At 64.1% G+C, this 16,048-nt stretch carries 12 protein-coding genes; 6 read left to right on the top strand and 6 right to left on the bottom strand.

The genetic code is table 11. The features are described 5' to 3' along the window. Positions 1-7: 7 nt before the first annotated feature. Positions 8-2,080, bottom strand: coding sequence for a 3-hydroxyacyl-CoA dehydrogenase NAD-binding domain-containing protein (locus GA829_RS05925; RefSeq protein ID WP_195177619.1), 2,073 nt, complete (start codon positions 2,078-2,080; stop codon positions 8-10). 200 nt (positions 2,081-2,280) lie between these two features. Next, the gene (locus GA829_RS05920) at positions 2,281-4,020 is read right to left on the bottom strand and encodes an MFS transporter (protein ID WP_210337732.1); all 1,740 of its coding nucleotides are present in this window, start codon (positions 4,018-4,020) and stop codon (positions 2,281-2,283) included. A 79-nt stretch (positions 4,021-4,099) separates the two neighbouring features. On the opposite strand from GA829_RS05920, the gene GA829_RS05915 reads away from it, so the two are divergent. Then, on the top strand, positions 4,100-4,690 hold the full coding sequence (locus tag GA829_RS05915) for a TetR/AcrR family transcriptional regulator (protein ID WP_195177617.1): 591 nt from the start codon (positions 4,100-4,102) through the stop codon (positions 4,688-4,690). 188 nt (positions 4,691-4,878) lie between these two features. On the opposite strand, the gene GA829_RS05910 is transcribed toward GA829_RS05915, so the two are convergent. From GA829_RS05910 to GA829_RS05895, 4 genes are read right to left on the bottom strand one after another with little or no spacing between them, the layout of a single operon-like run. Continuing rightward, positions 4,879-5,826 carry an ABC transporter permease gene (locus GA829_RS05910; protein WP_195177616.1) on the bottom strand — a complete coding sequence of 316 codons (948 nt, stop codon included), beginning with the start codon at positions 5,824-5,826 and terminating at the stop codon, positions 4,879-4,881. Between the two features lie 3 nt (positions 5,827-5,829). Further along, positions 5,830-6,807 (bottom strand): ABC transporter permease, encoded by a 978-nt coding sequence (locus GA829_RS05905; RefSeq protein ID WP_195177615.1) that lies wholly within the window; start codon positions 6,805-6,807, stop codon positions 5,830-5,832. 1 nt (position 6,808) lies between these two features. Then, a complete protein-coding gene (locus tag GA829_RS05900) occupies positions 6,809-8,326 on the bottom strand; it encodes a sugar ABC transporter ATP-binding protein (protein WP_195177614.1) in 1,518 nt (505 codons plus the stop codon). 48 nt (positions 8,327-8,374) lie between these two features. Further along, positions 8,375-9,388, bottom strand: a complete 1,014-nt coding sequence (locus GA829_RS05895; protein ID WP_195177613.1) for a substrate-binding domain-containing protein — start codon at positions 9,386-9,388, stop codon at positions 8,375-8,377. Positions 9,389-9,595: 207 nt separating this feature from the next. Between GA829_RS05895 and GA829_RS05890 the strand changes: the two genes are divergently transcribed. The 5 genes from GA829_RS05890 (at position 9,596) to GA829_RS05870 (ending at position 15,860) form a co-directional block, all read left to right on the top strand. Beyond that, positions 9,596-12,001, top strand: a complete 2,406-nt coding sequence (locus GA829_RS05890) for a glucan 1,4-alpha-glucosidase (protein ID WP_195177612.1) — start codon at positions 9,596-9,598, stop codon at positions 11,999-12,001. 41 nt (positions 12,002-12,042) lie between these two features. Beyond that, positions 12,043-13,053 (top strand): phosphogluconate dehydrogenase (NAD(+)-dependent, decarboxylating), encoded by a 1,011-nt coding sequence (gene gnd, locus GA829_RS05885; RefSeq protein ID WP_195177611.1) that lies wholly within the window; start codon positions 12,043-12,045, stop codon positions 13,051-13,053. A gap of 22 nt (positions 13,054-13,075) precedes the next feature. Beyond that, positions 13,076-14,452 (top strand): glucose-6-phosphate dehydrogenase, encoded by a 1,377-nt coding sequence (gene zwf, locus GA829_RS05880; RefSeq protein ID WP_195177610.1) that lies wholly within the window; start codon positions 13,076-13,078, stop codon positions 14,450-14,452. A gap of 18 nt (positions 14,453-14,470) precedes the next feature. Next, positions 14,471-15,175: an ROK family protein gene (locus tag GA829_RS05875; protein ID WP_195177609.1), complete on the top strand. Its 705-nt coding sequence runs from the start codon at positions 14,471-14,473 to the stop codon at positions 15,173-15,175. Between the two features lie 214 nt (positions 15,176-15,389). Continuing rightward, complete coding sequence (locus tag GA829_RS05870) at positions 15,390-15,860, top strand: Ros/MucR family transcriptional regulator (protein WP_308462329.1); 471 nt, start codon at positions 15,390-15,392, stop codon at positions 15,858-15,860. Positions 15,861-16,048 lie beyond the last annotated feature (188 nt).

Raw genomic sequence — 16,048 nt, 5'->3', positions numbered from 1 at the left:
ATCGCGATCAGGCCGTAGTGCTGGCGCCCCAGGAGCCTGTCTCGGCCATCGTCTTGAGCAACGGCGCCGGCTTGAAGACATCCTTGCCGGTCCGCTGATGCCAGTGTTCGAGCCGCTCGATGATCCTGGCGGCGCCTTCGAGGCCGGCCCAGAACATCGGACCACCCTTGCCTATGGGAAAGCCGTAGCCATTGACCCAGACGATATCGATGTCGGACGCGCGGGTTGCTATCCCTTCCTCCAGAATCCTGGCGCCCTCGTTGACCAGCGGATAGAGCGTGCGCTCGATGATCTCTTCGGCGCCAATCGCACGCGGCGCGATACCCTTCTCGGCAGCCTTCTCGCGAATGAGCGCCTCGACCTCGGGATCCGGGACGGGTGTGCGTCCGCCGTTCTCGTAGAGATAAAAACCCCTGCCGGTCTTCTGGCCGAAACGGCCCTGCTCGCACAGCGTATCGGCGATGACAGCCGTCTGGCCGCGCGCCTTGCGGTTGCGCCAGCCGATGTCGAGACCGGCGAGATCACCCATCTGGAACGGCCCCATCGGCCAGCCGAAATCGGTGAATGCCTTGTCGATCTGGCTGGGCGTCGCGCCTTCCAGCAGAAGCGCTTCCGATTCCGAACCCCGCGCGGCCAGCATGCGGTTGCCGACAAAGCCGTGGCAGACACCGACGACGACAGCCACCTTGCCGATGCGTCGTGCAAGGTCGAGTGATGTCGCCAGCGCATCGGGCGCGGTCTTTTCGGCTCGCACGATCTCCAGCAGCTTCATCACATTGGCCGGCGAGAAGAAATGCAGGCCGAGCACATCCTGCGGCCGCGAGGTCGACGCGGCGATTTCGTTGATGTCGAGATAGGACGTGTTGGTGGCGAGGATCGCACCGGGCTTGGCTACCGCGTCGAGCTTGCCGAAGATTTCCTTCTTGACCGCCATGTCCTCGAACGCCGCTTCGACGATCAGGTCGCAATCGGCAAGATCGGCATAGTCGGTGGAGCCCTTGAACTGGGCAAGCCGCTGACGCCTGGCCTCTTCCGTGAGAGAACCACGCGTAACCGACACGGCATAGTTTTTGTCGATCGTGCCGAGGCCGCGCTGCAAGGCCTCGTCGCTGGTTTCCAGCAAGGTGACCGAAAACCCGCCATTGGCGAAGGCCATGGCGATGCCGCCGCCCATCGTGCCGGCGCCAATAACGCCGACCCGGGCGATCCGGCGCTTGACGATATCCTTGCCGGGTAGCTTTGCCGCCTCGCGTTCGGCGAAAAACAGATGCCGCTGGGCGCGCGACTGGTCGCCGCCGACCAGTGTCACGAACAGCGCGCGCTCCGCGGCCAGCGCCTCGTCGAAGGGCAGCGTGAGCGCATTGCGCACCGCCTGCGCGCAGGCGATCGGCGCCTCGAGCCCGCGCGCCTTCCTGGCGAGGTCGGCCACCTCGGCGTCGAAGGCAGCGAGATCGGTTTCCCCAAGCTGCTCATCGCGGTCGCGCACCGGCGTGAACGGCCCGCCCTTGCGCGCCAGCTCCCGGGCGAAGTTCACGGCGTGCGTGGTCAGATCGCCTTCGAAGACGGCGTCGACAAGGCCGGCGGCATGCGCTTCTTCCGCGCCGATCGGCGTGCCGGAAACGATCATCCTGAGCGCCTGCGCCGCACCGACCAGTCGCGGCAGCCGCACCGTGCCGCCACCGCCTGGCAAGAGGCCGAGCTTCACCTCCGGCAGGCCGAGTTTGGCCTGCGCATCGGCAACACGGAAATGACAGCCGAGCGCCAGTTCCAGGCCGCCGCCGAGCGCGGTGCCATGGATGGCGGCGACCGTCGGCTTGGCGATGGTCTCGAGCGTCGCCACGATGGCGCGCAGTTCCGGCTGCTGCATCGGCTTGCCGAATTCGGTGATGTCGGCGCCGGCAACGAAAGTCCGCCCGGCGCAGGCGATGACGATTGCCGCCACATCGGAATTGTCGCGCAAGGCGGTCAGCGCCTGCATGAGCGGCTCGCGGACGTGGAAGCTGAGCGCGTTGACCGGCGGGTTGTCGATGGTGACGATGGCAACATCGCCGTCATGGCTGACGTCAAGGAAATCGGACAAGCAAGACCTCTCATTGATGTTGAACGACCACGGGCACGCGGAGGGGATTTACAGTGCCGCGGCGTCGATGGGAACCGGATGTCGGCCTGGCCTAGAGCAGTTCTTCGTTTCAAGGAAACGCCGAACTGCTCTATCTCGTTGTTATCTAGCAGTTCCGGACGGAAAACCGTTTCACACTTTTCCTGAAACTGCTCCAGCGATTAGCGCCGGCCGGCGGCCTCAACCGTGGCCAATTCCGGCATCGCGGCACCCAAGGTGCGGCCACCACACCAGGAAGCCAACGCAGCGACCAGGTATAGGACCGCCGAAAAGGTGAAGGCGAAGACCAGCCCATGCTTGAACGGCCCCGCCATCAGTTCGGGAAAGAAGGCGTGGCCGGTCAACGTGTCGATGCTTTGCTGCGGCAGCGCGTGCAGCACATCGGCCGGGATGAGTTCGCCCATCGGGTTGTAGCCGAGGAAGGCGGCAAACAGGCTGGCAACCGGCGGCATGTTGGCGATCTGGTGCGCGACCGCCTGCGGCACATGCTGCGCCAGCAGGCCGGCCTCCATGCTCTGCGGCAGGCTGGCGGCGAGGCCGAGGATCATCAGGCTGAAGAACAGGCCGATCGACAGCACCTGTCCGGCATTGGTGGTGGTGGCCCGCATGCCCGAGGCCTGGCCGCGTTCGCGCGCCGGCACCGAATTCATGATCTGCGTCGCATTGGGTGCAACGAACAGGCCCGAGCCGAGACCGTTCAGGAACAGCAGCGCGGCGAAGGCCGTGTAGGAGAAGTCGGCGGGCAGCGCCATCAGCGCAATGAAACTTGCCGCACCGGCAACCATGCCGCCGACCGCGAAGGGCACGCCGCCGACACGGTCGGAGAAATAGCCCGAGACCGGACCGGCGATCAGGAAGCCTACCGTCAGCGGCAGCATGAAGATCGCCGACCACAGCGGCGTCTCCTCGAAGGAATAGCCATGCAGCGGCAGCCAGATGCCTTGCAGCCAGACGATGAGCATGAATTGCAGCCCGCCGCGCGCGATGCCCGACGCCAGATTGGCGATGTTGCCATAGGCAAAGCCCGGGATGCGGAACAGTTTCAGGTCGAGCATCGGCTTGGCGACACGCTGCTCGATGACCACGAAGGCAATCAGCGACAGGATGCCGATGGCAAAAAGCGTCAGCACCTTGGGGCTGGTCCACGCCATCACCCGATCGCCATAGGGCTGCAGCCCATAGGTTATGGCGGTTAGGATGAGCACAAGGCCGAGCCCGAAGCTGATATTGCCCAGCCAGTCGATCGTGTGGGTGGAGCGGTTCGGCGTGTCATGCAGCTTCAGATAGGCCCAGACCGTACCGACGAGGCCGAACGGCACGTTGATCCAGAACACCAGCCGCCAGTCGGTATCGGCAAGCAGCCCGCCGATCAGCAGGCCGACGAACTGGCCGCCGATCGCCGCCACCACATTGATGCCAAGCGCGAAACCGCGCTCGTTCTCCGGAAAGGCATCGGTGAGCAGTGCCGTGGAATTGGCCATGATCAGCGCGCCGCCGATGCCCTGGATGATGCGCACGCTGATCAGGTAGATGGCGGCGAAGTCACCCTGGCCGGGAAGTAAGCTGAGCGCGATTGACGCGGCGGTGAAGATGGCGAAGCCGAGATTGTACATTTTCGCCCGGCCGAACTGGTCGCCGAGCCGGCCGAAGGCGACGACGAGCACCGCCGTTGCGATCATGTAGCCGATGATTGCCCACAAGAGATAATTGATGTTGCCGGGGTCGAGCGCCTTCAGGCCAATGCCGCGAAACACCGCAGGCAGACTGATCAGCAGAATCGAGCCATTGATCGCGGCGGCCAGCATGCCAAGTGTGGTGTTGCTTAGAACCATCCATTTGTGGCTCTGTGGGCGCTTCGGTTCGGCGGCATTCATGCTGGCAACTTTCGGACGCGCTGGCATGGTCAATGCTTGCGCTATATATGAGGATAGTCTCAGGTTTGGAAATATGAGGATGGCCTCGGAAAAAGCAAGAGCATCAGTGGCGAATCCGCGTGCACCGCAACAGAAAAGAGGCCGCGAGCGGGTCGCTGCCCTGATGGCGAGTGCGGCGCTGCTGTTTGTCGAGAAGGGTTTCGACGCCACGACGATGACCGAGATCGCCGCGCGGGCCGGTGCGGCGATCGGCACGCTCTATCTGTTCTTCCCAACCAAGGAGGCGCTGGCGGAGGCCATTCTGGCCGAACACGCGGAAGCGCTGTCCGCGCAGCTCGAGGCCTTGCGGGAGCGCGCCAGCGGTCTGGCGCCGGCGGCCATTGCCGATGCCTTGTTCGACGTGCTGGGCGACTTCCTCGCCACCCACCCGGCCTATTCGGCGCTGCTTGATCTGCCCGGAGACGACGGCTGGCGGCGCACGATGCGCACCACACGGCGCGGCCAGATCGCAGCGCTGTTCGCGCAGGCCGACCCGCCGCTGCCGGCAGGCCAGGCCGAGCGGCTCGCCGTCATCGTGCCGCAGCTGATGCGCATCCCGCTGGCGCTCGTTGGCGAGAAAAGGCTGCGCGATGGGGTGCTGGAAGAACTACGGCTGATGCTGGCCAGGCATTTGCAGGTCGTAACCTCGTCATCCTAGGGCGGAGCAAGGAGCGTAGCGACGCGGCGCAGACCCTAGGATCCATGCCGCGACATCAAGGCGTTGCCGCGGTTCAAGTGCTGCTCTTCACGCCCCCGGCGATCGGCTAACTATCGTGTTCCGCAGCATTCCTCGGCTGAGGTCGTGGCATGGATCCTCGGGTCAAGCCCGAGGATGACGAAGGTGCCCTACCGCAGTGCCTTCTGACCTCCCGCCACCGTAATCACCCCCACAATGATCAGCCCTGTCAGCAACAGCCGCACGCCGGCACTGACGCCGAATGTGTTGAGCATCGTCAACAGCAGCACCAGGAACAGCGCCGCGCCCCAGACGCCGGGCACATTGGCCTTGCCGCCCGCCACCGAGGTGCCGCCGATGACAACGACCGCGATCGAGGCGAGCAGATATTCGTTGCCGATATCGACATTGGCGCCACGGAAGTAGCCGGCGAGCAGAGCGCCGTCGATGCCGCCGAGCGCGCCTGACAGCGTGTAGGTGAGAAAGCGGATGCGCCCGACGGGAACCCCCGCCAGCCAAGCCGCGCGGATGTTCTGCCCGATCGCCAGCACCGAGCGGCCATAGACCATGCGCTGCAGCGCGATTGCAGCGCCGATGGTGAACAACACGGTGAGGATCGCCAGCACCGGAATGCCCAGCACCTGCCAGTTGGCGAAATCGGCAAAGCCGGGCGGCGGCTTGATCTGAAGCCCGCGCCCGTAGCTGATGTCGATCGACTGGATGATGAAACTCGCCGACAGCGTGGCGATGATCGGCGGAATGCGCAGCGCCCAGATCAAGAGATAATTGGCGGCGCCAATCGCCATGCCGCAGGCCAGCGCCGCCAGAAGCCCGACCGCGATCATCGAGTCATTGCCGTCCATCACCTTCATCGCGACAGCACTGGCGAGGCCGATATTGGCCGGCAGCGACAGGTCGACATTGCCGGGGCCGAGCGTGATGACGAACATCTGGCCGACACCGACAATGACGGTGAACACGGCCAGCGAAAGTGCTGCCGTAACCATGCCGCCGGCGCCATGGCCGCCGGTGAAGATGATGGTCGCCAGCCACACCAGCAAGGCGCCGGCAAAAGACCAGATCCATGGCTTGGTGAGCAGCGTTTTCAGCGATGGCATCGCTCACCTCTCCTTGCGGCTGATCAGCACCCGTGCCGCCAGCACGATGATCAGGATGGCGCCATTGGCCGCCACCTGCCAGTCCGGCGGAATGTGCATGAAAGTCAGCAGCGGCGATGCCGCCAGCGCCAAAGTCAGCGCGCCGATGACCGCGCCGATCGGCGACACCCGGCCGCCGACGAATTCGCCGCCGCCCAGAATGACGCCGGCAATCGCCAGCAATGTGTAGCCATTGCCGATATTGGCGTCCGCCGAGGTGGTGATGCCGATCAGCGCCATGCCGGATAAGACGCCGAACAGCCCGGCCAGCGCGAAGAGCACGATCTTGGTCTTGAGCAGCGACCAGCCGGCACGGCCAAGCGCCGCCGGATTGCCGCCCGAGCCACGCAATATCACGCCATAGGAGGTGCGCATCAGGCCGAAATGGACGACGAGGCCGATGACCAGCGCGGCAACGATTGGGAACGGCACGAAGGGCGGCTTGAACGCCATGACCGAAAGCAGCCAGTCTGGCGCCTTGCCGCCGGGCTTCGGCAGGACGAGGATTGCGAGGCCCTGCCAGACGAAGCTCATGCCCAGCGTCACCACGATCGAGGGCAGGTTGCGCAGATGGATCAGCGCGCCGAGCAGTGCGTAGATACCGATCGACCCGAGCAGGATGACGGCGCCGAGCAAAGGCGCGTCCTTCAGCCAGGTGGCGGTGACGCAGCCGACGAAGCCGACAAAGGTGCCGATGGACAGGTCGAGCTCGTTGCCAGCAATGACGAACATCTGCGCGATCGTCGCCAGCGCGATCGGGATCGCCAGGTTGAGCATCAGGCTGAAGCCGAAATAGCTGATCGCACGCGGGTTGAGCCAGGCGATGGCAATCAGCACGATCACCAGCGACAGCGCCGGTAACAGGCCGCGCAATAGCCGTGCCCGAGCCGCTGCGCCGCGTTCGGAATTCTTCGATCCATTGTCGACGGGTACAGCCGTCATCTCAGGCTGCGTCGCCGAACGAGGACTGGATGATCTTTTCCTCGGTCAGCTCGTCGCGCCGCAGGTTGGCGACGATGCGGCCGTTCTTGAAGACATAGATGTGGTCGCAATTGTCGAGCTCTTCGGTTTCGGTCGTGTACCAGAGGAAGGTGCGTCCATTGCGCGCCTCCTCGCGCACAAGGTCGTAGACTTCGAGCTTGGTGCCGATGTCGACGCCGCGCATCGGGTCGTCCATCAGCACGATCTTCGCATCCGATCCCAGCGCCCGCGCAAACAGCGCCTTCTGCTGGTTGCCGCCCGACAAAGAGAAGATGTTGTTGTTCATGTCGGGCGTGCGGATGCCGATCTTCTTTTGCCAGAAAGCCGCAAGCTCGGCTTCGCGCTGTGGCGAGATCAGCAAGCCGCCGCGCAGGCGCGCCAGCGAACGGATACCGATATTCTCCGATATCGACCATTGCGGAAAAATGCCGTCCGACTGCCGGTCGCCAGCGACCAGCGCCACCGGCGCCGTGACCTCGATGCCGGTTCTGGCGCGCGCGGCGGCCCCGAAGATCGCCAGCAGCAGATCGGTCTGTCCATGCCCGGCCAAGCCGGCCAGGCCGATGATTTCGCCCGCATGGGCGACCAGTTCCTTGTCATCCTGCTGGCGCGAGGGGCGGGCCCGGACGCTGAGCGCCCCCTTTGGCGGCCTGTCGGCAGCGCTCTCAACGGCCTTCTCGCGCGCCTCGGCACCGCCCATGGCCGTCACCAGCCTCTCGCGATCGAAAGCCTCCGCCTCATCGGTCACGACGACCTTGCCGTCGCGCATCACCACGATGCGGTCTGCATTCCACAGCACCTCGCCCAGCACGTGCGAGATCAGGATGCAGCTTTTGCCGCTGGCGACAAAGCGGCGGACGAAAGCCAGCAACTGGCCGGCGGTGTGGGAGTCGAGCGAGGATGTCGGTTCATCCAGAATGACAAGATCGAGACGGTCATGCGTGACCGTGAAGGCACGCGCCACCTCGACCATCTGGCGACGGCCGATGGAAAGATCACCGACGATGTCGGCTGCCGAGATACTATGGCCGGGAAAAATCTCGTCGAGCTTGGCGGCAATGAGATCGGCGGCACGGCGTCGCCAGCCGAAGCCGCGCAGCGAGGCATGGTTGATGCGCGTGTTTTCGGCGACGCTGAGGTTTGGGCACAGCGACAATTCCTGGAACACGCAGCGTATGCCGAGCTTCTGCGCCCGCGATACCGAATAGTTCTCCTCGATGCCGCCATGCACGCTGATCTGGCCGCTGTCGGGCATCAGCGTGCCCGCCACCATATGCATGAGTGTCGATTTGCCGGCGCCATTATGGCCGACCAGACCGACGCACTCACCGGCACGGACGCCGAAATCAACGCCGGCAAGCGCCCGGACCGCGCCGAAATGTTTTTCGGCACCGTCCAGTCTGACTATCTCGGTATTGGCGGCGCCGAATTGTTTTTCGGCGCCGCCCTGTTTGGCGATATCAGCGCTGGCCTCAGGCATGCTCAACGATATCCAGTCAACGATGCGGGCGGCAACAGCGTTCAGCCATCACTTGATGTTGGCTTTGATGGCCGCGACGGCGTCCTCCTGGCTGTATTCGTGGCTGGCGACGCCGCCCTTGACGATTTTCGGCAGCTCGGTCTCGAAATCGTCCTGGGTGAAGGCGAGATAGGGAACCAGCAGGTCGTGCGGGATGTCCTTGCGGCCATCGAGCACCTGCTGCGCCACCCAAAAGGCCAGCGACGAGACGCCGGGCGCGATCGACGCCGACCAGGTCTTGTAGCCGTCCTTGTCCTTCTGCTCCTTCCACCACTGCAACTCGTCCTGCCGGTTGCCCATGATGATGGTCGGGCGCGGCTTGCCGGCGGCGGCGAAGGCCTGTGCGGCGCCGTAGCCGTCACCGCCCTGGTCGACGATGCCGACGACGTCGGGCAGCGATGGCAGGATGGTCGCCACCGCCTTCTGCGCCGTGGTCTGGTCCCAGTCGCCGGTGACCGAGCCGACGATCTTGAATTCGGGATGGGCGGCGACGCCTTCGAGGATACCGGCATGAATGGCATCGTCGATAGAGGTGCCGGCAAGGCCGCGGATTTCCAGGAGATTCCCGCCCTTGGGCTGGAACTTGGCCATCTGCTCGATTTCCTGCTTGCCCATGTCCTTGAAGTCGACAACGACGCGGTAGGCGCAAGGTTCTGTCACCGTGCCGTCGAAGGACACGACGACGATGCCGGCATCGCAGGCCTGCTTGATCGCGCCGTTGAGCGCATCCGGCGAAGCGGCGTTGATGACGATCGCATCATAGCCCTGCAGGATCAGGTTCTGCACCTGGGCGGCTTGCGTCGGCACCTCCTTGTCGGCGGTGGTGAAGATGTCCGCGGCCCCGACAACCTTGTCGGCGACGGCCTTCTTGGTGACGATGCCATAGCTGTCGAGCATCGCCTGGCGCCACGAATTGCCGGCATAATTGTTCGAGAAGGCGATCTTCTTGCCGCTGGTGTCGGCCATGGCCGTACCGGCCGCGAGCACCGCCGCAAGCGTGCCCAAGACGAATAGTTTCTTCATGTTACTCCTCCCAAGAGTGATGGTCTTACTGGCTGTTGAAGGCTGCTATCTTCCCGTTCCTGTTTTTTATGTATTATCAGACAAATGCAGAATGAGCAGCGGGCTGTCAACATCAATCGCCAACCGCCTCGGGCGATCAACTTGCGGTGCAATGATTGAAAAGGGTTCGCGTCCTGGTCTAGGGAAGGGTCCAGGAGACCGAATGGAATGGCAGTGACGCCGACTGTTGCTCAAGGCGCCCCGGGAATTCCGGCGCGCTGGACGTCAAGCGCCAAGAGTGGCGTCGGAACTTCGCTTTCGCCGGCCGGCCAGGTCTGGTTCACGATAAGCCACGGCATTCTCAACGAAATCTATTATCCGCGCGTCGACAGCGCCTGCACGCGCGACCTCGGCCTGATCGTCACCGGACCGGACGGATATTTCTCCGAGGAGAAGCGGGACGCCACGCACAGCATCGAGCCGTTCGAGGATGGGGTGCCGGCCTACCGGCTGGTCAACACCGCGACCGACGGCGCCTACCGCATCGACAAGCGCGTGCTGGCCGATCCGGCCCGTCCGGCCTTGCTGCAGGAAATCACCTTCACGCCGCTCAAGGGCGCTGCCGGCGACTACCGCGTCTACGCGTTGCTGGCGCCGCATCTGGTCAATGCCGGCATGGGCAACACCGCCTGGATCGGGGATCACAAGGGCAAGCCTATGCTGTTCGCGTCGGGGCGCGGCACTTGCCTGGCACTTGCCTCGTCACTGCCCTGGCGGACCTGCTCGGCCGGCTATGTCGGTTTCTCCGATGGCTGGCAGCAACTGCATCAGGCCGGCCAGCTCGATCCGGCTTGCCAACGGGCCGAGGACGGCAATGTCGCGTTGACCGGCGAGATCGGCTTTTCCGCCACGAAGACAAAGGCCTTGCTGGCCTTGGGCTTTGGCGCGACGCCCGATGAGGCCGCTGAAAATGCCGCCGCCAGCTTGAAGCGGGGGTTCGGGCCCGCCGAAAAATCCTATGTCCAGAAATGGCGCGAATGGCAGGCAGGCCTGCTACAGCTGGATCGACAGGCCGCATCCGGGGTCAACAGCTACCGCGTCAGCACTGCCGTGCTGGCGACGCATCGCTCGATTGCCGTGCCCGGCGCGGCCGTCGCCAGCCTGTCCATCCCCTGGGGCTTCAACAAAGGCGACGACGACCTCGGCGGCTATCACCTGGTCTGGCCGCGCGACCTGGTCGAGACGGCGGGCGGCTTTCTCGCCGCCGGCGACCCGGCAACCGCGGTGAAGATCCTTTCCTATCTGCGCTCCATCCAGCAGCCGGACGGACACTGGCCGCAGAACCTCTGGCTCGACGGCACCCCCTATTGGCCCGGCCTGCAAATGGACGAATGCGCCTTTCCGCTGCTGCTTGCGGACGCACTGCGCCGCGAAGGCCACTTGCCCCACGCCCAGCTGCTCGCCTTTCTGCCGATGATGGAGAGCGCCGCGTCCTATGTCGCGCGCAACGGTCCGGTCACCGGCGAGGACCGCTGGGAAGAGGACGCCGGCTATAGCCCCTTCACGCTTGCGGTCGAGATCGCGGCACTGCTGGCCGCCGCCGACATGCTCGATATCTGCGGCAAGGCCGAGTCGGCAAACTATCTGCGCGAAACCGCCGACGTCTGGAACGACCAGATCGAGCGCTGGACCTATGTCACCGCCACGGCTGCGTGCGAAGAGGCCGGCGTCAACGGCTATTACGTCCGCATCGCGCCGCCCGACAGCGCCGACGCCGCATCGCCGAAGGACGGCTATGTTCCGATCAAGAACCGGCCGCCCGGCGACACCGATCGCCCGGCCGAGGCAATCGTCAGCCCTGACGCGCTGGCGCTGGTACGCTTCGGCCTCAGGGCCGCTGACGACCCGCGCATGGTCGACACGGTCAAGGTCATCGACGCGCAGCTGCGCCGCGACTTGCCGCAAGGGCCGCTCTGGTATCGCTACAATGGCGATGGCTATGGCGAGCACGAGGATGGCGCCCCGTTTGACGGAACCGGCCAGGGCCGGCCCTGGCCCCTGCTGGCCGGCGAGCGCGCGCACTATGAACTTGCGGCGGGCCGCAAGGCCGAGGCTGCCAGACTGCTGGCGGCGCTGGAAGGCTCCGCCGGCCCCAGCGGCCTGTTGCCGGAGCAGGTCTGGGATCAGCCGGACATGCCTGAGCGCGAATTGCTGTACGGTGGCCCTTCAGGCAGTGCCATGCCGCTGGTCTGGGCGCATTCGGAGCATATCAAGCTGTTGCGCTCGCTACGCGACGGTGCGGTTTTCGACATGCCGCGGCAAGGCGTAAAGCGCTACGTCGAGGGCAAGACCACCTCGCCGCTCAGGCTATGGCGCTTCAACAGCAAGATCCGCACGCTGCCGGCCGGCAAGGCCTTGCGCGTCGAACTGCCCGCCCGGGCGACAGTCCACTGGAGCACCGACACCTGGGCGACGGCCCATGACAGCGAGACAAAGGAGAATGCCTTCGGCATTCATCTTGCTGATCTGCCCATGGCCGGCCTCGCCGAGGGCACCACGCTCACTTTCACTTTTTTCTGGCCGGACACCGGTGATTGGGAGAATGTCGACTTCTCCGTGACGATCGGCGACTGACCAGCAGACCTTCCAACCCCTCGAGAAACCAGGACGAGAACATGCAAATCGGAATGATGGGACTGGGCCGGATGGGCGCCAACATGGTTCGGCGCCTGATGCGCGACGGCCACGAATGCGTCGTCTACGACATCAATCCCGGCAGCGTCGCGGCCCTGGTGACCGATGGCGCTCTCGGTGCGGCCTCCCTCGCGGAATTCGTCGGCAAGCTCGCCAAGCCGCGCTGCGTGTGGCTGATGCTGCCGGCGGCAATCACCGGCAAGATCGTCGATCAGGTAGCGGCGCTGATGGAACCTGGCGACATCATCATCGATGGCGGCAATTCCTACTACCATGATGACGTCGACCGGGCAGCGAAGCTCAAGGACAAGGGCCTCAGCTATGTCGATGTCGGCACCAGCGGCGGTGTCTGGGGTCTCGATCGCGGTTATTGCCTGATGATCGGTGGTCCCGACGAAGCCGTCCAGCATCTCGATTCGGTCTTCGCCACGCTGGCGCCTGGCGCCGATCCCGGTGCGCCCGCCCCCGACAAGGCCGCAGGCACCGCGCCCTTCGGCTACCTGCATTGCGGCCCGAGCGGCGCCGGCCACTTCGTCAAGATGATCCACAATGGCATCGAGTATGGCGTCATGGCCGCCTATGCCGAAGGCATGAACATCCTCAAGGCCGGCAATTCAGGCAAGGTCAAGCGCGACGCCGACGCCGAGACCAGCCCGCTGCAGAACCCGGAATATTACCAGTTCGACATCGACCTCGCCAATGTCGCCGAGGTCTGGCGGCATGGCAGCGTCATCGGTTCGTGGCTGCTCGACCTGACGGCCAGCGCGCTCAAATCCGATCCCTCGCTGGCGAATTTCGGCGGTCGGGTTTCGGATTCCGGCGAAGGCCGCTGGACTTTGAAGGCGGCGATCGACACCGGCGTGCCGGCGCCGGTCCTGTCCTCGGCCCTGTTCGACCGCTTCTCCTCGCAAGGCGAATCCGAATTCGCCGACAAGCTCCTGTCGGCCATGCGCTTCGCCTTCGGCGGCCATGTCGAAAAGCCGAAGTCGTGAGAGTGCAAGGGGAGATACGCATATGAGCCAGGAACGGTCCGATACGCTGGTGCTCTTCGGAGCGACCGGCGACCTCGCCCACAAGAAGATCTTTCCCGCCCTCTACGCCATGGTTGCCAAGGGCACACTCACCGAGCCCGTGATCGGCGTTGCTTTCGACGCCTGGGACCTCAAGCAATTGCAGGACCGGGCCCGCGACGGCATCGTCAATGCCTTCGGCACGATCGACGAGAAGGTCTTCGCCAAACTCGCCTCCATGCTGCGCTACGTCAGCGGCGACTACAGGGATGGAGCCACGTTCGAGAAGCTGAAAAGCGCACTTGGCACCGCGCAGCGGCCGCTGCACTACATGGCGGTGCCGCCGACCATGTTCGAAACCGTCGTCCAGGGGCTCGAGCAGTCAGGCACGGCGCATGGCGCCCGGCTGATGGTGGAAAAGCCTTTCGGCCATGACCTGCAATCGGCACGCTGGCTGAACCGGGTGCTGCATCTGGTCTTCGACGAACAGTCCATATTCCGCATCGACCACTATCTCGGCAAGGAAGCGATCCAGAACCTGCTCTATTTCCGCTTCGCCAATTCCTTCCTCGAACCGATCTGGAACCGCAATTACGTCGAGAGCGTGCAGATCACCATGGCCGAGGATTTCGGCGTCGAGGGACGTGGCCGCTTCTACGACGATGTCGGCTGCATCCGCGATGTCATCGAGAACCATCTGCTCAACATCCTGCTGCTGCTGGCCATGGAGCCGCCGGTCGGCCGTTCCGCCGACGACCTGATCGACGAGAAGGTGCAGGTGCTGCGCGCCATCCGCACCTTGGCCAAGGACGATGTCGTGCGCGGCCAGTTCAAGGGCTACCTCGCCGAACCGGGCGTGGCGCCGAACTCCCCGGTCGAGACTTTTGCCGCGGTGCGCTTCTTCGTCGACACCTGGCGCTGGCAGGATGTGCCCTTCTTCATCCGTGCCGGCAAGAACATGCCGGTGCATGTCACCGAAGTGGTGGTGCGGCTGAAGCGGCCGCCGCTCGATGTCTTCGATCCGATCAAGCCCGCCGACCAGAATTACGTGCGCTTCCGCATCGATCCGCAGGTGATGATCGCCATCGGCGCGCAGCGCAAGGCGCCCGGCGACGACATGATCGGCGAACAGGTCGAGCTGACGGCGCTTGATGACAGCAAGGGCGACATGCCGCCCTATGAGCGGCTGATCGGCGACGCCATGAACGGCAACGGTCAGCTGTTCACCCGCCAGGACGCCAGCGAACTTGCCTGGCGCATCGTCGGCCCGGTGCTTGGCGACACCACGCCGCCGCATCTCTATGAGCTCAAGACCTGGGGGCCGGTTGACGCCATGGCCACCTTCGGACCGCCCAATGGCTGGATCAATCCAGTCAAGTGATTTCTAGGAGATGACACCATGAGCAAGGCCGTGAAGCAAACCGTGGCGGACGCCGAAAAGATCGTGTTGTCGATCGATATCGGTGGCTCGCACGTCAAGATCCTCACCAGCGCCGGCGGAGAGGAGCGCAGAACCGATTCTGGGCCGGACCTGACGCCGCAACAGATGATCGACAAGGTGAAGACGCTTGCCGATGGCCTGTCCTACGATGTCGTGTCCATGGGCTATCCCGGCCCGGTGAACCACAACCGGCCCGTGACGGACCCCGCCAATCTCGGCAAGGGCTGGGCCGGATTTGACTTCGCCGGGGCGTTCGGCAAGCCGGTGAAAGTCGTCAACGATGCCATGATGCAGGCGATCGGCAGCTATGAGGGCGGCCGCATGCTGTTTCTCGGCCTGGGCACCGGTCTGGGTGCCGCGATGATAGCCGACAACGTCGCCCAGCCGATGGAACTTGCGCATCTTCCCTACAAGAAAGGCATGAGCTTCGAGGACTATGTCGGCGAACGCGGCCTGGAAAAGCGCGGCAAGAAGAAATGGCGCAAATCGGTCTTCGACGTGGTCGACCGGCTTCGCGCCGCGCTGCAGCCGGACTATGTCGTCATCGGCGGCGGCAACGTCGACAAGCTTGACGAATTACCCGCCGACAGCAGGCGCGGTGACAATACGCGCGCATTCGAAGGCGGATTTCGACTGTGGCGCGACAAGGCGCTGATCGTCTGATATTGTGACAACTCAGTATAGTTGTTCAAAATAACGTGTGGCATAGCCCTATATCATTGCGCTAAGCAGATTTGCCGACTACGAGTGCCACCGCACTACAGCGCCGCCTGCCCTTTATGGGCTAGGCTAGGGCTGCTGTAGCGCTTTGATTTTGTGCATGGTCCGAAACTCAATACCGACTTCCGGATTCATGAGGATAGACGGAGAAAATAGATTGACCGACGATAGCAACAACGCTCGCAAAGACATCGACCTTCTCGAGCTGACCGCTCACATCGTGTCCGCCTACGTCGAGAAGAACCGCTTGCCCGCCGCCGGCCTGGGCGACCTCATCGCCAGCGTCGCCGCCTCGATCAGCGGACTTGGCCAGCCGGTGGTTCCAGAGGCCGTACCGCTGGTGCCAGCGGTCAACCCGAAGAAGTCGGTGACGCCAGACTTCATCATCTGCCTGGAAGACGGCAAGAAGTTCAAATCATTGAAGCGCCATCTCGGCGTTCATTTCGGCCTGACGCCGGACGCCTATCGCGCAAAGTGGGGCTTGCCCTCGGACTATCCGATGGTGGCGCCAAACTATGCCGCCTCGCGCTCGTTGCTGGCCAAGTCGATTGGCCTCGGCCGCAAGGCCGCCCCCAAGGCTCCCGTCAAAGCTCCCGCCAAGGCGCGCAAGGCCAAGGCCTCGGCTTAAACCCACACGCACTGGCCCAACGCATCGGCCCGGGAATCGGTATCGATTCCCGGGCCGATGCGTATAGTCGAGATGCCGGAGTGCATTGCCCGGAAGGGCGCACGCTCCACGGCAATACAAGATCGGATTTTGTGAGCCTGCCGGCAATTGCGCCATGGCAGGCTCGATGTTTTTACGGCTTGGACGGA

The organism is Mesorhizobium sp. INR15 (assembly GCF_015500075.1).
Taxonomy (GTDB): Bacteria; Pseudomonadota; Alphaproteobacteria; order Rhizobiales; family Rhizobiaceae; genus Mesorhizobium.
The sequence above is the reverse complement of the archived record's forward strand: the minus strand, read 5'-3'. Positions and strand labels throughout refer to the sequence as shown.